At 63.1% G+C, this 18,428-nt stretch carries 18 protein-coding genes; 15 read left to right on the forward strand and 3 right to left on the reverse strand.

Annotation, left to right across the window (positions count from 1 at the left end; translation table 11 throughout):
* The first annotated feature begins 219 nt into the window (after positions 1–219).
* Genes miaB through dapF form a run of 3 tightly spaced genes read left to right on the forward strand, consistent with a single transcriptional unit; the run spans position 220 to position 3,708 of the window.
* Positions 220–1,800 (forward strand): tRNA (N6-isopentenyl adenosine(37)-C2)-methylthiotransferase MiaB, encoded by a 1,581-nt coding sequence (gene miaB / locus QMG25_RS10760; RefSeq protein WP_502866387.1) that lies wholly within the window; start codon positions 220–222, stop codon positions 1,798–1,800.
* Entirely contained in the window at positions 1,797–2,732 is a 936-nt protein-coding gene (miaA, locus tag QMG25_RS10765; RefSeq protein WP_283460063.1) for a tRNA (adenosine(37)-N6)-dimethylallyltransferase MiaA, read from the forward strand. Before miaB ends, miaA begins: the two co-directional genes overlap by 4 nt.
* A 43-nt stretch (positions 2,733–2,775) precedes the next feature.
* On the forward strand, positions 2,776–3,708 hold the full coding sequence (gene dapF / locus QMG25_RS10770) for a diaminopimelate epimerase (protein WP_283460065.1): 933 nt from the start codon (positions 2,776–2,778) through the stop codon (positions 3,706–3,708).
* A gap of 71 nt (positions 3,709–3,779) precedes the next feature.
* On the opposite strand, the gene QMG25_RS10775 is transcribed toward dapF, so the two are convergent.
* Positions 3,780–4,424 carry a class I SAM-dependent methyltransferase gene (locus tag QMG25_RS10775; protein ID WP_502866382.1) on the reverse strand — a complete coding sequence of 215 codons (645 nt, stop codon included), beginning with the start codon at positions 4,422–4,424 and terminating at the stop codon, positions 3,780–3,782.
* Between the two features lie 151 nt (positions 4,425–4,575).
* On the opposite strand from QMG25_RS10775, the gene hflX reads away from it, so the two are divergent.
* Together hflX and QMG25_RS10785 are read left to right on the forward strand one after the other, a co-directional pair.
* Positions 4,576–6,237, forward strand: coding sequence for a GTPase HflX (hflX, locus tag QMG25_RS10780; protein ID WP_283460067.1), 1,662 nt, complete (start codon positions 4,576–4,578; stop codon positions 6,235–6,237).
* Positions 6,230–8,257, forward strand: coding sequence for an ATP-dependent DNA helicase (locus QMG25_RS10785; protein WP_283460069.1), 2,028 nt, complete (start codon positions 6,230–6,232; stop codon positions 8,255–8,257). The genes hflX and QMG25_RS10785 overlap by 8 nt, the downstream gene beginning before the upstream one ends.
* A gap of 173 nt (positions 8,258–8,430) precedes the next feature.
* On the opposite strand, the gene lexA is transcribed toward QMG25_RS10785, so the two are convergent.
* The gene (gene lexA, locus QMG25_RS10790) at positions 8,431–9,174 is read right to left on the reverse strand and encodes a transcriptional repressor LexA (protein WP_502866383.1); all 744 of its coding nucleotides are present in this window, start codon (positions 9,172–9,174) and stop codon (positions 8,431–8,433) included.
* A 277-nt stretch (positions 9,175–9,451) separates the two neighbouring features.
* Here lexA and QMG25_RS10795 point away from each other — a divergent pair, with 277 nt between their 5' ends.
* From QMG25_RS10795 to QMG25_RS10830, 8 genes are all read left to right on the forward strand, one after another.
* The gene (locus tag QMG25_RS10795; protein ID WP_283460071.1) at positions 9,452–9,922 is read left to right on the forward strand and encodes a LysM peptidoglycan-binding domain-containing protein; all 471 of its coding nucleotides are present in this window, start codon (positions 9,452–9,454) and stop codon (positions 9,920–9,922) included.
* A gap of 109 nt (positions 9,923–10,031) precedes the next feature.
* Entirely contained in the window at positions 10,032–11,129 is a 1,098-nt protein-coding gene (locus tag QMG25_RS10800; RefSeq protein WP_283460075.1) for a histidinol-phosphate transaminase, read from the forward strand.
* A gap of 173 nt (positions 11,130–11,302) precedes the next feature.
* Positions 11,303–11,923 carry an imidazoleglycerol-phosphate dehydratase HisB gene (gene hisB, locus QMG25_RS10805; protein ID WP_283460077.1) on the forward strand — a complete coding sequence of 207 codons (621 nt, stop codon included), beginning with the start codon at positions 11,303–11,305 and terminating at the stop codon, positions 11,921–11,923.
* Complete coding sequence (gene hisH / locus QMG25_RS10810; protein ID WP_283460079.1) at positions 11,920–12,597, forward strand: imidazole glycerol phosphate synthase subunit HisH; 678 nt, start codon at positions 11,920–11,922, stop codon at positions 12,595–12,597. Before hisB ends, hisH begins: the two co-directional genes overlap by 4 nt.
* Entirely contained in the window at positions 12,597–12,746 is a 150-nt protein-coding gene (locus QMG25_RS10815) for a CG2302 family histidine operon protein (protein ID WP_283460081.1), read from the forward strand. Before hisH ends, QMG25_RS10815 begins: the two co-directional genes overlap by 1 nt.
* Before the next feature lie 132 nt (positions 12,747–12,878).
* Entirely contained in the window at positions 12,879–13,613 is a 735-nt protein-coding gene (gene priA, locus QMG25_RS10820) for a bifunctional 1-(5-phosphoribosyl)-5-((5-phosphoribosylamino)methylideneamino)imidazole-4-carboxamide isomerase/phosphoribosylanthranilate isomerase PriA (RefSeq protein ID WP_283460083.1), read from the forward strand.
* Between the two features lie 3 nt (positions 13,614–13,616).
* Positions 13,617–14,537, forward strand: coding sequence for an SseB family protein (locus tag QMG25_RS10825; protein ID WP_283460085.1), 921 nt, complete (start codon positions 13,617–13,619; stop codon positions 14,535–14,537).
* A 52-nt stretch (positions 14,538–14,589) separates the two neighbouring features.
* Positions 14,590–15,915: an MFS transporter gene (locus QMG25_RS10830; protein ID WP_283460087.1), complete on the forward strand. Its 1,326-nt coding sequence runs from the start codon at positions 14,590–14,592 to the stop codon at positions 15,913–15,915.
* A gap of 333 nt (positions 15,916–16,248) precedes the next feature.
* Here the strand turns inward: QMG25_RS10830 and QMG25_RS10835 are convergent, their stop codons facing one another.
* Positions 16,249–16,593, reverse strand: a complete 345-nt coding sequence (locus tag QMG25_RS10835; RefSeq protein WP_502866388.1) for a DUF1844 domain-containing protein — start codon at positions 16,591–16,593, stop codon at positions 16,249–16,251.
* 399 nt (positions 16,594–16,992) lie between these two features.
* Between QMG25_RS10835 and infC the strand changes: the two genes are divergently transcribed.
* Together infC and rpmI are read left to right on the forward strand one after the other, a co-directional pair.
* The gene (gene infC, locus QMG25_RS10840; protein WP_502866384.1) at positions 16,993–18,087 is read left to right on the forward strand and encodes a translation initiation factor IF-3; all 1,095 of its coding nucleotides are present in this window, start codon (positions 16,993–16,995) and stop codon (positions 18,085–18,087) included.
* Positions 18,088–18,190: 103 nt separating this feature from the next.
* A complete protein-coding gene (rpmI, locus tag QMG25_RS10845; protein ID WP_283460093.1) occupies positions 18,191–18,385 on the forward strand; it encodes a 50S ribosomal protein L35 in 195 nt (64 codons plus the stop codon).
* The last annotated feature ends 43 nt before the right edge of the window (positions 18,386–18,428 follow it).

An 18,428-nucleotide genomic window follows, 5' to 3' on the forward strand; every position in this document is an offset into this window, starting at 1 on the left:
CGCGTGCCCGCGCCTGGCCCGCGAAAGAGAGGTTGCCCGGCAGCGGTTTCGCGGGCCAGGGGCGGGTATGCGGGGAGGGCGCTCTCTCGCGGCCCCAGTAGGGGACGGTTTTCACGGCTGGGTCGCTCCACAGCCGCCATATCGGCCCGGAATCAGTGGCGGAAACGCCTGGTTTAGCGGATAGGCGGTGGCAGGTCTTAAGCTTGTCGGGTGAGCCTGATCCAAAACAGCGTTGATTCGTCCGCCAGCCCAGAGACCCCAAGCACCGGCACGCTCAAGCAGCCCCGCACCTACCAGGTGCGCACCTACGGCTGCCAAATGAACGTGCACGACTCCGAGCGCATGGCGGGGTTGTTGGAGACCGCGGGCCTAGTGGCCGTGGAGGAAGCCGGCCCGGCTCGAATTCTCGACACCAACGGTGAAGCCGTGCCGGACGTGGTGGTTTTCAACACCTGCGCCGTCAGGGAGAACGCCGACAACAAGCTGTATGGCAACCTCGGCATGCTGGCCCACATCAAGGAAAGCAACCCCGGTATGCAGATCGCCGTGGGCGGCTGCCTGGCGCAAAAGGATCGCGACACCATTCAAAAGCGGGCACCGTGGGTGGACGTGGTCTTTGGCACACACAATGTTGGAGCCTTGCCTGTGCTGCTCGAGCGCGCCCGCCACAACGCCGACGCGCAGCTGGAGATTCTGGAATCACTGGACGTCTTCCCTTCCACGCTCCCCACCCGTCGCGACTCCGTGTATTCAGGCTGGGTCAGCATTTCCGTGGGATGCAACAACACGTGCACTTTCTGCATTGTGCCTGCCCTGCGTGGCAAGGAACGAGACCGCCGCCCGGGTGAGATTCTGGCCGAGATCCAAGCCTTGGTGGACGACGGCGCCATCGAAGTGACGCTGCTGGGCCAGAATGTGAACTCCTACGGCGTGGAATTCGGCGACCGGCTGGCATTTGGCAAACTGCTGCGCGCGTGCGGGGAAATCAAGGGCTTGGAGCGCGTGCGATTCACGAGTCCGCACCCCGCCGCCTTCACCGACGATGTCATCGCGGCCATGGCCGAGACCGCCAACGTCATGCCGCAACTGCACATGCCGCTGCAGTCGGGCTCGGACAAGGTGCTGAAGGACATGCGCCGCTCCTACCGCTCGAAGAAGTTCCTCGGCATCCTGGACAAAGTCCGCGAGCAGATGCCGCAGGCCGCCATCTCCACCGACATCATTGTCGGTTTCCCCGGCGAGACGGAAGAGGACTTTCAGGCAACGCTCGACGTCGTCGAGGCGTCCCGCTTCGCCACCGCCTTCACTTTCCAGTACTCCAAGCGCCCCGGCACGCCCGCGGCTGATCTGCCGGACCAGCTGCCCAAGGAAGTCGTGCAGGAGCGCTTCCTGCGCCTGACTGCGCTGCAGGACAGGATCGCCGCGGAGGAAAATGCCAAGCAGTTGGGCCGCAAGGTGGAGGTCATGGTCACCGCCTCGTCAGGGCGCAAGGCTGCCGAAACGCACAGGCTCTCCGGCCGCGCCCAGGACCAGCGGCTTGTTCACTTCAGTGTTCCCGAAGGCGCACAAATTCCGCGCCCCGGCGACCTAGTCACCGTCACCATCACCGAGGCGGCTTCCTTCCACCTTGTCGCTGACCCGGCCACCATGGCCGACTACTCGCTGCGGCGTTCACGCGCAGGGGACGCGTGGGATCTGGCACAGGCCGAATCCTGCGGTGTCCCCACTGCCGGCGGAAACGACGCCGCCCGGCCCAAAGTGAGCCTGGGCATGCCGTCCCTGCCCGTCCGCACGGCGTGAGCACGGGCGCGCTAGAACTGCCGCTGGTCGCCGTGGTTGGTCCCACAGGATCGGGGAAGTCCGAGCTGGCCCTGCAGCTGGCCGAACGATTCAACGGCGAGGCCATCAATGCCGACTCCATGCAGTTCTATCGCGGCATGGACATTGGCACGGCCAAGCTGCCGCCGGAACAGCGCCGCGGGATTCCGCACCACCTCATGGACTTTCTGAGCGTTCGCGAAGACACCACCGTCGCAGCCTTTCAAACCATGGCCAGGGCGGCGATCGCGGACGTTCGCTCCCGTGGAAAACTGCCCATTCTGGTGGGCGGATCCGGACTCTATGCCAGGGCCGCCCTGGACATCCTGGAATTTCCCGGCACCGACCCAGCCGTTCGGACCGCGTTGGAGGACGAGCTGGAGAGCGCAGGGCTGGCCGCGATGCTGGCACGGCTGACAGCAGTGGACCCGGTCTCGGCAGCCCGCATCAGCGACGGAAAGCGCGTGGTCCGAGCGTTGGAAGTGCATGAGCTGACCGGACGGCCGTTCAGCTCCTTCATGCCCGTGCGGCAGTACGTCACGTCCACTGTGCAGATTGGACTGGACGGAAACCGCGCCGAGCTGCATCGGCGCCTGGCTGCGCGCGTGGAAACCATGGTGTCCGACGGGCTGCTCGATGAGGTTGCCTCGCTCATTCCGGAAGGCCTGCGCGATGGCCGCACCGCCCACAAGGCTCTGGGTTACCAGCAGTTCCTGCGCGTCGTCGACGGCACCTCCACGGTGGCGCGGGCCACTGAGGAAACCATCGTGGCGACCCGCCAATTCGCCCGCCGCCAGCTCACCTGGTTCCGCGCCGACCCCCGTGTGCAATGGCTCGATTGGGCCCAACCCGACTTGTTTGACGCCGCGGCAGCCCTCGTGGCCCAGCCAGCCAAGGGTGCGGCGGACGCCTGAGCTGCCGTCCGCCGTCGAACTCAAGGTGCTTTAGGCTTGAAGCATGACTGATCCCGCACCATCCCTGACAGGTCTCCGGTTTGCCAAAGGCCACGGCACCGGCAACGACTTCGTATTGCTGGCAGACCCGGAAGGCGTGCGCGAGCTGACCCCCGGGCAGATCACCAGGCTGTGCGACCGCCACCAAGGCATTGGTGGTGACGGGCTCATTCGTGCAGTGCGTTCCCGGCAGCTGCCCGAGGGTGTGGCCCTGCTGGAGGACCACCCCGAAGCCGAATGGTTTATGGACTACAGCAACGCCGACGGCTCGCGCTCGGAAATGTGCGGCAACGGGGTGCGGGTGTTCGTGCACTTTCTAGTGACACAAGGGCTCGTGGTGTTGGAGCCCGGCGAGGAACTGACCATTGGCACGCGCGCCGGTGCCAAGGTCGTCGCGCGCACCGGTGCAGGCTACCGCGTGGACATGGGCCCGTGGGGTTTCATCCACCCGGAGCTGGCGGCGGAGCGCGGCATGGATTCACTCGTCGAGGCGGCAGGCCTGCCGGTGGAGCGCCCCGCACTGTCCATCACCATGGGCAACCCCCACACGGTTGTGGCGCTGGCAGACTTGGAAGAATTGGCAGCGATGAGCCTGATCCCGACCCCGGCCGTCACACCGCTGCCCCCGCACGGCACCAACGTTGAATTCGCTGTGCCTGCCGATCCGCTGGTGATGGACGACGTCGGACACATCAGCATGCGCGTCCACGAACGTGGCGTGGGGGAGACACTTTCCTGCGGCACAGGGGCGTGCGCCGCAGCGGCCGCCACCCGCTTCTGGGCCGGCACCGGGGCCCCCGACGACTGGGCCGTGGCAGTGCCCGGCGGCGTGGTGGCAGTGCGGTTCTTTCCCGGCGCCGAAGGCCGCGAAAACGTTGAACTCAGCGGCCCGGCCGTCATCGTTGCCGAAGGGGTCGTTGCCGACGGCATTCAGTAGTGCTGCTTGGGCGTGCAACCGGCTGGGTGCCAGTCGGGCAACGCCGGCGGGTCGGGGCCTGGGCCGGCGGGTCAGGGCTTGGTGCGGGTGACCTTCAGTATCCTGAAGGCCTTGTTGGTGGAGTCGCGGGCCACGGTGAAACCAGCTTCCGGGAACTGTTCGCCCAGTTCGGCGGCCAACCAGCGCTGCAGGGAATCCGAGCCGAGGTTTTTTTGCACCACCAGGTAGGCGTTTCCCTGCTGGGCCAGTCGAGGCAGCCACATCAGCAGGATCGAGTGCAGCTCCGACTTGCCCACCCGGATGGGCGGATTGGACCAAATGGTGTTGAACCGCAGGTCGGGGTCGACGCCCTCGGGCGTGGAGGCGTGGACATTGTCCAATCCCAGCGCCTTCGCGTTGTCGTTGGTCAGCTCAATGGAGCGCTCGTTGACGTCCACGGCGTGGACGGTGGCCGCGGGGGAGCGCAAGGCCAGGGTCAGGGCGACGGGCCCCCATCCGCAGCCAATGTCGAGCAGATGGCCTTCGGCGGCCGGCGGCGGCGTCTCGTTGAGCAGGATCACGGTGCCCTTGTCGACGCCGTCGGGGCTGAAGATGCCCCCGGCTGTTTGCAATTGACGCTTTTCACCGACCAAGACGACGCTGAGGGGCCGGCGCTTCATCGGCGTCGACGGTTGTGAACTGAAATAATGATCTGCACCCTGAGTACCCATAGTCATGCCAGATTAGTGCCGATTTGCCGCTTTGTGTATCTAGGCACGCCTTAGCACAACGACTCTCGGCGAATGATTGTCCACAGTGACTGGAGCATGTAGGTGTGCGTGTGGACGCGGCGGACTAAGATTGAGGGTAAGCGCCTATAAGGAGAACATGTCCAACGCATCTGCACACAATGGTTCCGACGACAACACCACACCCCACAACGCCGGGGACGGGGAGACAACTGACAGCTTGGATGCGTCCGGGCAGGAGCTGTCGGTCGCCGAAATTGAGGCTGTGATCAACCGCATTTTGGCCAAGGACGCCGCTGCCGCTGCCACGGAGCGTGCCGATGACGAGGTTGAAGCACAGGACCCGCACCGGGGGACCCCGTCGAGCCGACCACTGTCGGCCCGCGCGCAAGCCGTGTCGTCGCTGGACTTCCAGCACAGCCGCTTTGACGGCGACCAGAGCGAACTGGCCGAACGCAATGCCTTGCGTCGGAAAGCCAGCCTGTCCACCGAGCTCGAAGATGTCACCGAGGTTGAATACCGCCAGCTGCGCCTTGAACGTGTTGTGCTGGCAGGGCTGTGGTCCCAGGGCACCATGGCTGATGCCGAAAACTCGTTGCGTGAATTGGCTGCGCTTGCTGAGACTGCCGGCTCGGAAGTCCTCGACGGGTTGGTCCAGCGCCGGGCCAAGCCTGACCCGGCCACCTATCTGGGCACCGGCAAGGCCCAGGAATTGAAAGAAATCGTTCAAGCCACAGGTGCCGACACCGTGGTTATCGATGGTGATCTGGCCCCCTCCCAGCGCCGCACCCTGGAAGAAGTGGTGAAGGTCAAGGTCATTGACCGCACGGCCTTGATCCTGGACATTTTTGCCCAGCATGCAAAGTCCAGGGAAGGTCGCGCCCAAGTGGAGCTGGCCCAGATGGAGTACCTGCTGCCGCGTCTGCGTGGTTGGGGTGAATCCATGTCCCGCCAGGCTGGCGGGCGCGTCGGCGCAGCCGGCGGCGGCATTGGCTCCCGCGGCCCTGGTGAAACGAAAATGGAATTGGACCGGCGCAAGATCCGCACCCGGATGGCCAAGCTGCGCCGTGAAATCGTTGCCATGCGACCTGCACGCGAAACCATGCGGGCCAACCGCAAGCGCAACAGCGTGCCGTCGGTGGCCATCGCCGGCTACACCAATGCCGGAAAGTCGTCCTTGCTGAACCGGCTGACCGACGCCGGCGTGCTGGTAGAGAATGCCCTGTTCGCCACCCTCGACCCCACCGTGCGCAAGACTGAAACCGCCGACGGCTTGGGCTACACCCTCGTCGACACTGTCGGTTTCGTCCGCTCCCTGCCTACCCAGTTGGTTGAGGCTTTCAGGTCCACGCTGGAGGAAGTGGCCGACGCCGACCTGATCCTGCACATCGTGGATGCCTCGCACCCGGACCCGGAGGGGCAGATCTCAGCCGTGCGGACGGTGTTTGCCGAAGTGGGGGCCATGCAAATCCCCGAGATTATTGTTTTGAACAAGGCTGACATCGCCGACCCGTTTGTTGTTGAACGGCTGCGTCAGCACGAAGCCCGCACGGTGGTGGTGTCCGCCCGTACCGGACAGGGCATGGATGAGCTGATGGAGGCCATCAGCGAGGGAATTCCGCATCCCAGCGTCACCTTGACACTGTTGGTTCCCTACGATCGCGGCGATGTGTTGAATAAATTGCACCGCAGCGATGCTGAAATCATCAGCTTGGAACACGGCGAGCACGGCACGTTGGCCAATGTCCGGGTCCGGGAGGACCTGGCCGCCGAGGTTGAGCCGTTTGTCCAGCATGGCTGAGAGTGAATTTTCAGAACAGGCCATTGAGCTCTTGGACAAAGCCGTTTCAGCAATGGGCGGCCAGCGCCGGGACGGCCAGCATGAAATGGTGCGCCGCGTGGTGGAGGCCATCGAAACTGGCGACCACCTTCTTGTCCAGGCAGGCACTGGAACTGGAAAGTCGCTGGCCTACCTGATCCCCTTGATCGTGAACTCACTCACGAGCGACAAGCCCTCGGTGGTGGCCACCGCAACCCTTGCGTTGCAAGCCCAGATCGTGGGTCGCGACGTGCCCAGGCTGCTGGAGGCCTTGGCCCCTCTTCTGCCGCGGCCCATTGATGTGGCCCTTGTCAAGGGTCGCAGCAACTACGTGTGCAAGCACAAGCTTGGCGGCGGTTTTCCCGCGGAGGACACCGGCGAAGGGGCCCTGTTCAGCCTCGGAGAGGACAGCAGCGTTCCCCACCCTTCCGGAGTAGCCTCCGGCCCCACGTCTCAGCTCGGCAGGGAAGTGGTGCGGCTGCGCGAATGGGCGCAGGATACCGAAACCGGGGACAGGGATGAACTGGTGCCCGGGGTCGCCGACAAGGCCTGGCGCCAAGTCTCCGTGACATCGATGGAATGCCTGGGTGCACAAAAGTGTCCGCTGGCCGCAGAGTGCTTTTCAGAATTGGCGCGGGCTCGAGGCGGTGAAGCAGACATTGTGGTGACAAACCACGCAATGCTGGCCATCAGTGCCTTCGAAGGGATAGCCGTCCTGCCCGACTATGACGTGGTGGTGGTGGATGAGGCCCATGAACTTCAGGATCGGGTGACAGGTGCTGTCACCGGGCAGCTCTCCGTGCAGATGGTGCAGGCTGCCGCCTCCAGCACCCGCAAGCACACAGGTGTTTCAGTTGACGCCCTCCATGCCAGTGCCGCCGCCCTCGACCTGGTGTTGGCGGGCATACCTGAGGGGCTGCAACCCAACGGGTTGAGCGACGTGCAAACGCAAGCTGTTGAACAAGTGCGGGACGCCGTGCGGGCGGCGTTGTCGGATTCCAAGCCGGAAGGAAATTCAGGTGCCGACGGCGGACGCTCCATTGCCAGGTCCCGCTTGAACTTGATCTTTGACCTGTGTGAACGATTGTTGGCCGCCAATGACGCCCGTGAAGTGGTGTGGGCATCGCGCCCGGGCAGCTTCACCCCCGGCAAGGGCTACCAAAAGGCGGATGAAAACGAACCGGCCGTCATCAATATTGCCCCGTTGAGCGTGGCCATGAAACTGCGGGAAGGACTGTTTGCCGACCGCACTGTGGTGCTGACCTCCGCCACGCTGTCCATCGGGGAATCGTTCCAATCCACGGCGGGTGGACTTGGGCTGTTGGGGCCCAGCGCACCCAGCTGGAAGGGGGCCGACGTCGGGTCCCCGTTCGACTATCCCAAGCAGGGCATGTTGTATGTGGCCGCCCACCTGAAAAAGCCCGGCTTCGGAATGTCCCAGGAACAGTTGGATGAGCTCGCTGCCCTCATCACTGCTGCCGGTGGCGGAACACTGGCGTTGTTCTCCTCTCGGCGAGCTGCGGAAGACGCGGCCGAGAAGTTGCGCAAGAAGCTCTCGGTGAAGATCTTGTGCCAGGGCGATTCATCGATGGCCGGGCTCATCAAGGAATTTGCCGCTGAACCGGACACCTGCCTCTTTGGCACCATGTCGCTATGGCAAGGTGTCGACGTGCAGGGGGCTTCATGCCGGCTGGTTGTCATTGATAGAATTCCTTTCCCGCGCCCGGACGACCCGCTTGTCACGGCCAGGGCCAGGGCCGTGGCACAGAGCGGCGGCGATGGATTTATCGCCATCTCGGCAACACACGCAGCCGTCCGCCTTGCCCAAGGAGTAGGTCGCTTGATCCGTTCCAGCGAGGACAGGGGTGTGGTCGCGGTGCTGGATTCACGCCTGGCCAACGCCAGTTACGGCGGCTTCCTGCGTGCGGCACTGCCACCATTTTGGGCCACGAAGGACAAGACAGTTGTCCTTTCAGCGCTGAAAAGGCTATCGGGCCATTGAGCCTGCGCCGAGCCTGAACAGTGCGGCTGACCAGTGCGCCAGAGTCCTCTGCCTGGCCAGTGATCGGCCACTGACCCGGCATAAAAAGAGCACCCCGGTCGTTCCCGTCCGGGGTGCTCTTCGCTGTGCCGACCGGCCCTCCGCGGGGGCGTTTGGCTTGCGGTTGTCTCTTGTTAGAGGCTGCGCAGCACCGAGACAACTTTGCCCATGATGGTTGCATGGTCGCCGAGGATGGGCTCGTAGCGGGTGTTCTGTGGCAAGAGCCACGTGTGCCCGTCGCGCTGGCGGAAGGTTTTCACTGTTGCCTCATCCTCCAACAACGCCGCAACGATGTCGCCGTTGTTGGCTGTTGGCTGCTGCCTGACAACAACCCAGTCACCGTCGCAAATGGCGGCGTCGATCATCGAATCACCTTGGACCCTGAGCATGAACAGCTCGCCGCTGCCCACGATCTGCCGTGGCAGCGGCATAATGTCATCGACTGACTGATCGGCCAGGATGGGGCCGCCGGCCGCGATGCGCCCCACGAGCGGAACAAAGGCCGTGTCCGAGGAACTGCTGAGTTCGGCAAAGTTCAAGCCGTTGGAACTGCGCAGGTGGCTGGGGGAGTTGACTCCCTCAATCTCCACTTTGCCATTGTCAAGTACCAGTGGAATAAGCACTTCCATGGCACGGGGCCGCTTGGGATCGCGCCGCAAATAGCCGTGGCGTTCAAGCTGGGTCAGCTGGTGCGTGACGCTGGAGAGACTCGCCAGCCCCACTGCGTCGCCAATTTCACGCATGGAGGGCGGGTAGCCCTTGTCTGCGATGGAGCGTTGGATGCACTCGAGGATCTTCTTTTGCCTGACGGTCAACCCCTTCATGCCTGCGCGGCTCGGCGCCTGGGGAATGCGGTGCGGAGGGTCTGGAAGCGCCATGGTTCCGAGTTCCTTTCGTGGCTGCCCTGACCAATGTCAGTGCCTGCTGGTGGACTGCATCTAACGCTCAATCCTTGTTCCCCCAAGTTTAAGCCACGAACAGGGTAATTTCAAACATTTGTTCGATCAGGTCTTGGCAAGTGTCGTCCATAGGTGCTAAAACTGTACTAGTAGCAAGTTCGAACATACATTCTAACGAATATGCAATGCATGGAGATTTGATCCAGACGGTGTTGGTGGCCACGGATCCGGATCCATGGCGAAAGGACCAGAAGTCATGAATGCAATGGTTTTCCCGACAGCAGCATTTGGCCGCACCTACAGCCGCCAGAACAAGGGCAGAATCAGTAATGGCAGCAGTGTGGTGGCGAGCAAGGCCGACATCGTGGCCGGTGGTGTTTCGGCGGAAACCACCGTCGGCCTGCAGTTGAACCGCCGCGGCCGGTTGGTGCTTTTGGGCATCCCTGCCATCACCCTTGCAGCGGTTCTGATGTTTGCCTCCCTCGCGTTTGTGTTCGGGTCGATGGCGGCTCCGGCGCACGCCTCGGCGGCGTACCCGGCCGTGGACATGGCCGATTACGCCAGGACGGTGACAGTTCTCCAGGGTGAGAGCTTGTGGAGCATTGCAGCAGCCAGCAACCCGCATGGCAATGTTCGCGAGGTGGTACGCGAAATCGTGGCCCTGAACGAACTTGGCACCGGTGTCCTTCAGGCCGGACAGCAACTGTTCGTGCCCCTTCCCAAGTAGTGCCGGCCGCATGGCCAAGCACGCTCCGAAGGGTGCCAGTGCCGAGGCGAAGTGTCCGCATGGTGTCGCCGTTTCGGCCTTTGGCCCGGTCAGCAAATACCATGGAGCCATGGATCAGTTTGAACGCCTAGGCCAATTGCCACTCCGCGACGACCTGCGCGGACAGCACCCCTACGGTGCACCCATGCTCGATGTCCCCGTGCTCCTGAACGTCAATGAAAACACCTTCGGCGTTCCTGCCGACGCAAAGGAAGCCATCCTGGACGCCGTGGCCGCCGTACTCGAGGGCCTCAACCGCTACCCGGACCGTGAATTCGTTGTTCTGCGTCAAGAACTCGCTTCGTATCTGGGCCACGGCCTCGACGCAGGCAACCTGTGGGCGGGCAATGGGTCCAATGAGGTGCTCCAGCAGCTTCTGCAGGCTTTTGGCGGACCGGGACGGACTGCCATGGGTTTCCCTCCCACGTACTCCATGTACCCGTTGCTCGCCAGTGGCACGGGAACCGGCTATCTCGAGGGCGTGCGCGCTGCCGATTACAGCCTGAGCGCGGAGTCGGCGGCCGAGCAAGTTCGCCTGCACGCCCCGAACATTGTCTTTCTGTGCTCACCCAACAACCCCACCGGGACAGCTCTGGGCCTGGACGTGGTGAAGGCGGTGTACGAAGCAGGCGAGGCATCACAGGCCATCGTTATTGTCGATGAGGCGTATGCGGAATTCGCCCACACCGGCACGGCCAGCGCACTCAGCCTGCTTCAGGGGCGACCGCGCCTTGTGGTCTCGCGCACCATGAGCAAGGCCTTCGCCCTCGCCGGGGCACGCCTCGGGTACCTGGCCGCCGCGCCGGAAGTCGCCGACGCGTTGCGCCTGGTCAGGTTGCCTTACCACCTCTCGGCCATCACCCAGGCAACGGCGGTTGCCGCCCTGCGCAACTCCGCGTCACTGCTGGCCAACGTTGAACAGATCAAGATCCAACGGGATCGAATAGTTCGCGGGCTGAAGGAAATGGGTCTCACCCCGGCTCCCTCGGATTCGAACTTTGTCTTCTTTGGCGGCTTGGACAACCCCGCGGAAGTCTGGGCAGCCTTGCTGGCCCAAGGCGTGTTGATCCGCGATGTGGGAATTTCCGGACACCTGCGCGTCACCGCCGGCACGGAAGCTGAAACCAGTGCGTTCCTCACCGGATTGCGCACCATCCTGGCCGGATAGGCGGCAGCGGGCCTACGCCGTCGACCGTCCCGGACATGGAGCCGGGAGCGGACTGTTTGGGCAATAGCACCGCTCTTCTTCTAAACTGGTGTTATTCACAAGGATCGTTCGTGCGCCCCACTGCGCCCTGCACACGGCAGGGGCACAAGTGCACTTAGCAAAGGACAGCTGCAATGACTGAGATCACGCCCGGCCAAGGACGTACAGCCCGTTTGGAGCGGGCAACGAGCGAGTCGAGCGTCATGGTTGAAATCAACCTCGACGGGACAGGGGTGTCGAACATTGACACGTCCGTGCCGTTTTATGACCACATGCTGACAGCGCTGTCCAAGCACTCCTTGATCGACATGACCATCAAGGCCACCGGCGACACCCACATCGATGCCCACCACACAGTGGAGGATGTTGCCATTTCGCTCGGCGAAGTCCTAAAGGTGGCGCTGGGCAACAAGGCAGGCATCCGCCGCTTTGGCGAGGCCAGCGTCCCGTTGGACGAAGCGCTGGCAAATGCCGTGGTCGACGTCTCGGGTCGCCCGTACCTTGTCCACGGTGGAGAGCCGGCAGGGCAGGAATACCACCTGATCGGCGGCCACTTCACGGGCTCGCTGACCCGGCACGTTTTTGAAGCCATCACTCTTCACGCACAGATCTGCCTGCACATGAGAGTCCTTGCCGGCCGGGACCCGCACCACATCGTCGAAGCGCAGTTCAAGGCGTTTGCCCGTGCCCTGCGCTCAGCCGTTGAAGCCGATCCCCGCGTCACAGGAATTCCTTCCACGAAGGGCCTTTTGTGAGCTCTGCAGGACTCGATTCAACAACCACAAAACCCACTGTGACAGTTCTGGACTACGGTTCGGGGAACGTGCGCTCGGCAGTGCGCGCCCTCGAACGTGCCGGCGCCACCGTGACGCTGAGTGCCAAGAGCGATGACGTGCTCAACGCCGACGGACTGGTTGTTCCCGGCGTCGGTGCCTTCGGCTCCGTCATGGCCGAGTTGAAAAGCGTCGATGCCCTGCGCATGATCGGCCGAAGGGTGGCCGGCGGTCGCGCCGTGCTGGGGATTTGCGTGGGGATGCAGGTCCTGTTCGACGCCGGTGTTGAACACGGCATTGAAGAAGAGGGCATGGGGGAGTGGCCGGGCACAGTGGAACTGCTGCCTGCCGACGTCGTCCCCCACATGGGCTGGAACACTGTCAGGCCGGCAGAAGGTTCCATGCTGTTTGAAGGCATCGAAGACGAGCGCTTCTATTTTGTGCACTCTTATGGCGTGCAGGCCTGGGACTTTGAAGTGCTCCAGCCGAAAATGCGCCCCCCGCTTGTCACGTGGTCCGAGCACGGTGCTCCCTTCATTGCGGCCGTTGAAAACGGACCCTTGTGTGCAACACAGTTCCATCCGGAAAAATCCGGCGACGCCGGCGCTCGGCTCCTGCGCAACTGGGTGCAGTCGCTGTCCAAAGGGGCACACTGATGTGGTCGCTGCTGCTGATGGGTTTGGCCGGTCTGCTGATTGGCGGCGCCTACACGTTTTACCAGCAGAAGACAGCCCGCTGGATACCCGTTAGTTTTGCTTTTCTCGCCGCCATGGCGCTGATTGCAGCATTTCTTTTCACCCAATAGCAGTACCGCAATGACAGGGTCGCTGTGGCAAGACCGCAGTGGCACGATGCACCAACACCGCCCCGAGTGGCCGACGCCCGGTCGCTCCCAATCCGAGCACCAACCCCCGGTGCCAAAAACGTTGAGGATCCCATGACCACCCCCATTTTGGAATTGTTGCCCGCCGTGGACGTAGCGGACGGCCAAGCGGTGCGCCTGGTGCAGGGCGAGGCAGGCTCGGAGACCGGGTACGGTTCACCCCTGGACGCTGCCCTGAACTGGCAAAACAACGGTGCCGAATGGGTTCATCTTGTTGACCTTGATGCAGCTTTTGGCCGCGGTTCCAACGTTGAGTTGCTGCGGGAAATGGTCGCGGCCCTGAGCGTCAAGGTTGAACTCTCCGGCGGCATCCGTGACGATGCCTCCCTTGAAGGCGCCCTCGAGCTCGGGGTTGGTCGCGTGAATCTGGGCACGGCGGCGTTGGAAAATCCGGATTGGACCGCCAAGGTCATCGAGCGCTTCGGGGACAAGATCGCCGTGGGCCTCGATGTGCGCGGCACCACGCTGGCCGGCCGCGGTTGGACGAAGGAAGGCGGGGACATTTGGGAAGTCCTGACCCGTCTCGAAGACGCAGGCTGCGCACGGTACGTGGTCACCGACGTCACGAAGGATGGCACCCTGCGCGGTCCCAACGTGGAACTGTTGCGTGAAATGTGCTCGCGCACCGCAAAGCCTGTCGTTGCCTCGGGCGGTATCTCAAGCCTCGAGGACCTGCGCGTGCTGCGTGAATTGGTGGGCGAGGGCGTTGAAGGTGCCATCATCGGCAAGGCACTCTACTCCGGCCAGTTCACCCTGCCGCAAGCCCTCGACGTCGCAGGCCGCCGCTAACTCATGGTCAAGAAGCCCGCCTCCGAAAGCCCCGGGGCAGAGCTGCCCGAAAAACAGCTGCCCGGTCACATCGCCGCGGCACTGGCAGGCGCCGGCGGAAGCGCCGATTCAGCAGGGCAGCCCTGGGCCGGACGGGACCTTCCGGCGCAGGAGAAATACCACAACTTTGACACGGACGACGGCGCCATGGATGCGGACTTCGCCGCCGCAGTGGCGGACCTCGCCGCAGGGGACGGCACGGAAGCGCAGGTTGTGGCGGCCCTCGCCAAGGCCCGCGTTTTCATTCCCATCGTGGCCCAAGTAGCCGAGACCACAGTGGGGGAGAACGGGCTGGTCTCCGACAAGGAATCGGACATGGCCCTTGTGACCCTCCAGGGACCGGACGGCCGCACGGCACTGCCGGCCTTTTCCCATGCCGAGGCCTTGGCCCGGTGGCATCCGGAAGCGCGGCCGGTGGCCGTCTACGCCGCCCGGGCAGCATTGTCGGCAGTGGCGGAGGAAGCACAGTTGCTGGTGCTTGATCCTGGTTCGCAACGGCCCTTTGTTGTGCGCAGGCCGGCCATGTGGGCCCTGGCCCAACAGCACCAGTGGCTGCCGAGTTATGCCGATCCGGCAGTTGTGTCCGTGCTGGAAGCGTCGCTGGCAGCGTTGAATAATCCAAGCGTCGTTGGCATTTCAGCTAGTGCCGGTGTCGGCGTGAAATCCCAATGGGACACAGGTTCCACCGCTTCGGGTCGGATGGTTCAAGGCGGCGGCAGCGGTCCGGAACTGTGCGTCACCTTGACCCTGCTGCCAGGGCTTGACCAGCCATCGATAAATGGCATGCTGTCCTTGTTGCAGGATTTCTGGGCCGGGAGTGAAGTCTTTGCCCAAGCAGTGGATTCTGTCCAGATTCGACTGCGACACCCAACCCCACACAGCTAATTCATCGCCACGTTGTCCTTGTGATGGATCACAGGAGAGAGTAGTCCCCAACGTGAATTTTGCAGCCTACCGCGAAATACTCGCGGTTGGAGCGGTGCGCAACTTGCTGGTTGTCGCCATGCTTGCCCGCGTTCCCCATGCAGCAGCCGGAGTATTGCTGACCCTGCACGTGGTTGAGACCATGGATTTGGGCTACGCGGCGGCAGGCATCGTCGCTGCCGCCATCACCATCGGCATGGCCTTCGGCGCGCCGTGGCGCGGCCGGCTGGTGGACATATACGGTTTGCGCCGGGCTCTGGCGCCCTCGGTGATTGCTGAAGTGGTTGTCTGGAGCACTGCACCTTTCCTGAATTTCCAGCTACTGATTGTCGCGGCATTCATTGGTGGTCTTTTTGCCGTGCCCATTTTCTCTGTGGTCCGTCAGGCGCTGGGAGTCATGGTTCCCCCTGAACAACGCCGCACCGCCTATGCCCTGGATTCCATGGGCGGGGAAATCACGTTCATGATTGGTCCGGCCACCGGCGTTGTGCTGGCGACCAGCACGCATACGGTGGCCGGCCTGATCATCATCGGCGTCACTGCTTCCATGGCCGGAGTGTTCTTGATGTGGTTGAACCCGCCCACACGGACAGGTCAGAAGGGTTCTTTCGTGGCTGTTGGTGCGCCGGAGATCCAGCCCGCCGACCCAGTTGAAGACCAAGAAGCACCGGATTTTCAAGGCCGCAACGTGCTTGCCCGCTTTTGGGCCCTGCAGCGGCACAATCTACGCTGGATCAACCTTGCCATCTTGGCCATTTTGGGCACTTCACTTGGCGCAGGCCTGGTTCTGGCCGGCACCAACGTTGGCATGGTCGCCACCATGCGCCACAACGACAGGGTGGGCGACCTTGGCATAGTGTTCTTTTTCTGGTGTGGTGCCTCGATTGTTGGCGGCATCATCTACGGGGCGTTGAAGCGCTCGATCAATCCCTTGTGGCTCCTTGGTGCCATGGCCGTGCTGATCATTCCCATGGGTTTTGCCACCAATGCGTGGACCCTTGGGCTGCTGTGCATCCTGCCGGGACTGGTGTGCGCTCCGCTGCTGACTTCGAGCGCCGAACACATTGCGGACATGGTGAGCGAACGACGCCGCGGCGAGGCCATGGGGTGGTACGGGTCTTCCCTGACGCTTGGCAGTGCCTTGGGAGCGCCCTTCGCCGGGGCGGTGATCGACGGCATCGGCTCATGGGCCGGCTTCGCCATTGTGGGTGCGATCTGCACTGTCCTGGCAGCCATCGGACTGATTGCCATGCGTTCCTGGCAACGAGGCGTCGCCGCTGGTCGGTTGGAGGTCGACGAAGAACTCAACGGCCTGGCGGCGGAACCTGAGCTGGTGTGAGAAGGCACTGAGGCCGCCCGACACCGTCTGGCCGGGGGCCACGCAGCAAAAATGCCGTCCTTTGACGGAAATGCCATGGAACAAACTGTGGCATTTCCGTCAAAGGACGGCATTTCTGGTGAAAGCGACCACTGCGATTTGCCTGGGCCCACAATCCCGAGGGGCCCCAAGGGGGTACGCGCCAGCGGTTCTTGCGGGTCGCCTGGGCCCACAATCCCGAGGGGCCCCAAGGGGGTTCGCGCCAGCGGTTCTGGCGGGTCGCCTGGGCCCACAATCCCGAGGGGCCCCAAGGGGGGTACGCGCCAGCGGACCCCCTTGGGGAGGGATTGGGGATTAGTTGACGGCGCCGGTGAACTTCTCGCCGGGGCCTTGGCCGGGGGCGTCTGGATGTGAAGAGGCTTCGCGGAAGGCCAGCTGCAGGGCGCGCAGTCCGTCGCGCAACGGTCCGGCGTGCTGGCTGCCAATTTCCGGGGCTGCAGCCGTGATGAAACCGGCCAAGGCCGTGATGAGCTTGCGGGCTTCATCCAGATCTTTGAGCTCCTCGGCATTGTCACCCTCGGCCAGCCCGCACTTGACCGCTGCTGCGCTCATGAGGTGAACGGCCGCCGTCGTAATGACTTCCACGGCCGGAACTTCGGCGATGTCACGCATGACAGAGGCTGCATGTGCGTCGCTCATGGCCTCTTCCGGGGAGGCCTGAAAGGTGTTGCGGGGGTCCGAATTATTATCTGAGCTACTCATACTGCTAAGCTTGTCACAGACCACCTCGATGCTGTTATTTATCAGCGCCTGAAAAGATGAAAATCAACAGGCTGCAAGAGATGCAGCAGCGAGTTTGCAAGCGGAGTCCTCTCCCACCTTTCGACCCTTCATGGCGTTGTCTGGTTCAGGTCGGTGCCTACTCCCTAGGGGTGGACAGGTCCCTCGTCTGGGACCCTGCGCCGATCCATTCGAGGCCTCCACTGCATCAGCAGATTGGAGGCCTTCTTCGTTGCTGATGGTATTCACCTTTTTCTTAGGCAACAGGAGCAACAGATTAGCGAGCCACGCATCAATGATCGAATCCGCGTCCCCGAGGTGCGGCTGGTTGGGCCAGCAGGCGAACAAGTAGGAATCGTCCGCATTGAGGATGCCCTTCGTTTAGCAGCTGAGTCCGACTTGGATCTGGTTGAGGTAGCGCCGACGGCCAAGCCGCCGGTCTGCAAACTGATGGACTTCGGCAAGTACAAGTACGAAGCCGCAGTCAAGGCTCGTGAAGCCCGTAAGAACCAGACCAACACCGTCTTGAAGGAAGTCCGCTTCCGCCTCAAGATCGACAAGCACGACTACGAGACCAAGCGCGGGCATGCCCTGCGTTTCCTCGGATCCGGTGACAAGGTCAAGGCCATGATCCAGTTCCGTGGACGTGAGCAGCAGCGCCCGGAAATGGGAATCCGTCTCCTGCAGAAGTTCGCTGCAGATGTGGCCGAAGTTGGCGTCATCGAGTCGAGCCCCCGCATTGACGGTCGCAACATGGTCATGGTTATTGGTCCCTTGAAGAACAAGGCTGAAGCCAAGGCCGAGGCCCGCCGCAACCAGCAACGCGCAGAGGCCAAGGCCGAAAACGATGCAGTTGCCAATGGCACGGCCCGCGTTGACGTGGACCGCGACAACAAGGTGCCCATGACGCAGTCTCTCGCAGATCTGCTCCCTGACGGTTTGCACCTGACGGACGGCGACAAGGCTCCCGCAACCGAGGCTGTCCAGGAGGCGCCCGCTCCGGTTGCCGAAGCAGCCCCGGAAGCGTCTGCGGCCGTGGACGCTCCTGAAGCCGCCGCTCCGGCAGCAGAGCCGGCTCCCGCCGTCGTGCCTGCCAAGGCTGAACCTGCCAAGGCTGAACCGGCCAAGGCTGAACCGGCCAAGGCCGCTGCACCCAAGGCTGCCCCGGCGAAGGCTCCGGCACCGAAGGTGGCAGCTCCCAAGGCTGCAGCCAAGCCGGCTGTCGCACCCAAGCCCGTCGCTGCGCCGAAGCCTGTAACCGCGAAGCCCATCCCCATGCCGAAGCCCATGGCAAAGCCTGCAGCCGCAAGGCCTGCAAGCAAGCCCGCCGCCAAGGCAGCAGCAAAACCGGCCGCAACGCCCGCCTCCGCAAAGAGCGAGCCTGCGGCCGAAACCCCCAGCTCAGCTGAATAAGGTATTTCCTTTTCAGCGGTGAATACACCCACACAGTGACCCAACTGGTCGCTGCAAGAGAACCACAGGCAGCGCCGGTGGATACGTAAGGAGACAGGTCCTCATGCCTAAAATGAAGACACACAGTGGTGCGAAGAAGCGATTCAAGCTTACCGGTGCCGGTAAGCTTCGCCGCCAGCAGGCCAACCGCCGCCACTACTTGGAGCACAAGTCCTCCAGCTTGAAGCGCCGCCTGAAGGGTGACCTCTTGGTCGCCAAGGCAGATGTGCGCAACATCAAGAAGATGCTCGGCATCTAATTTCGCAAGTCAATCGGTGTGATTCCCACTTTCGGGATGATCG

This window comes from Arthrobacter sp. H35-D1 (genome assembly GCF_030063185.1).
GTDB lineage: Bacteria > Actinomycetota > Actinomycetes > Actinomycetales > Micrococcaceae > Specibacter.

Bases quoted from the DNA above. Each gene is read 5' to 3' on its own strand.
- lexA (WP_502866383.1), bottom strand. From the start codon at position 9,174: ATGGCGCTTCCAGACCCTCCGCACCGCATTCCCCAGGCGCCGAGCCGC.
- QMG25_RS10800 (WP_283460075.1), top strand. From the start codon at position 10,032: ATGGATCAGTTTGAACGCCTAGGCCAATTGCCACTCCGCGACGACCTG.
- QMG25_RS10835 (WP_502866388.1), bottom strand. From the start codon at position 16,593: ATGAGCGACGCACATGCAGCCTCTGTCATGCGTGACATCGCCGAAGTT.
- hisB (WP_283460077.1), top strand. From the start codon at position 11,303: ATGACTGAGATCACGCCCGGCCAAGGACGTACAGCCCGTTTGGAGCGG.
- QMG25_RS10795 (WP_283460071.1), top strand. From the start codon at position 9,452: ATGAATGCAATGGTTTTCCCGACAGCAGCATTTGGCCGCACCTACAGC.
- QMG25_RS10775 (WP_502866382.1), bottom strand. From the start codon at position 4,424: ATGACTATGGGTACTCAGGGTGCAGATCATTATTTCAGTTCACAACCG.
- QMG25_RS10815 (WP_283460081.1), top strand. From the start codon at position 12,597: ATGTGGTCGCTGCTGCTGATGGGTTTGGCCGGTCTGCTGATTGGCGGC.
- rpmI (WP_283460093.1), top strand. From the start codon at position 18,191: ATGCCTAAAATGAAGACACACAGTGGTGCGAAGAAGCGATTCAAGCTT.
- QMG25_RS10825 (WP_283460085.1), top strand. From the start codon at position 13,617: ATGGTCAAGAAGCCCGCCTCCGAAAGCCCCGGGGCAGAGCTGCCCGAA.
- QMG25_RS10785 (WP_283460069.1), top strand. From the start codon at position 6,230: ATGGCTGAGAGTGAATTTTCAGAACAGGCCATTGAGCTCTTGGACAAA.
- priA (WP_283460083.1), top strand. From the start codon at position 12,879: ATGACCACCCCCATTTTGGAATTGTTGCCCGCCGTGGACGTAGCGGAC.
- dapF (WP_283460065.1), top strand. From the start codon at position 2,776: ATGACTGATCCCGCACCATCCCTGACAGGTCTCCGGTTTGCCAAAGGC.
- hflX (WP_283460067.1), top strand. From the start codon at position 4,576: ATGTCCAACGCATCTGCACACAATGGTTCCGACGACAACACCACACCC.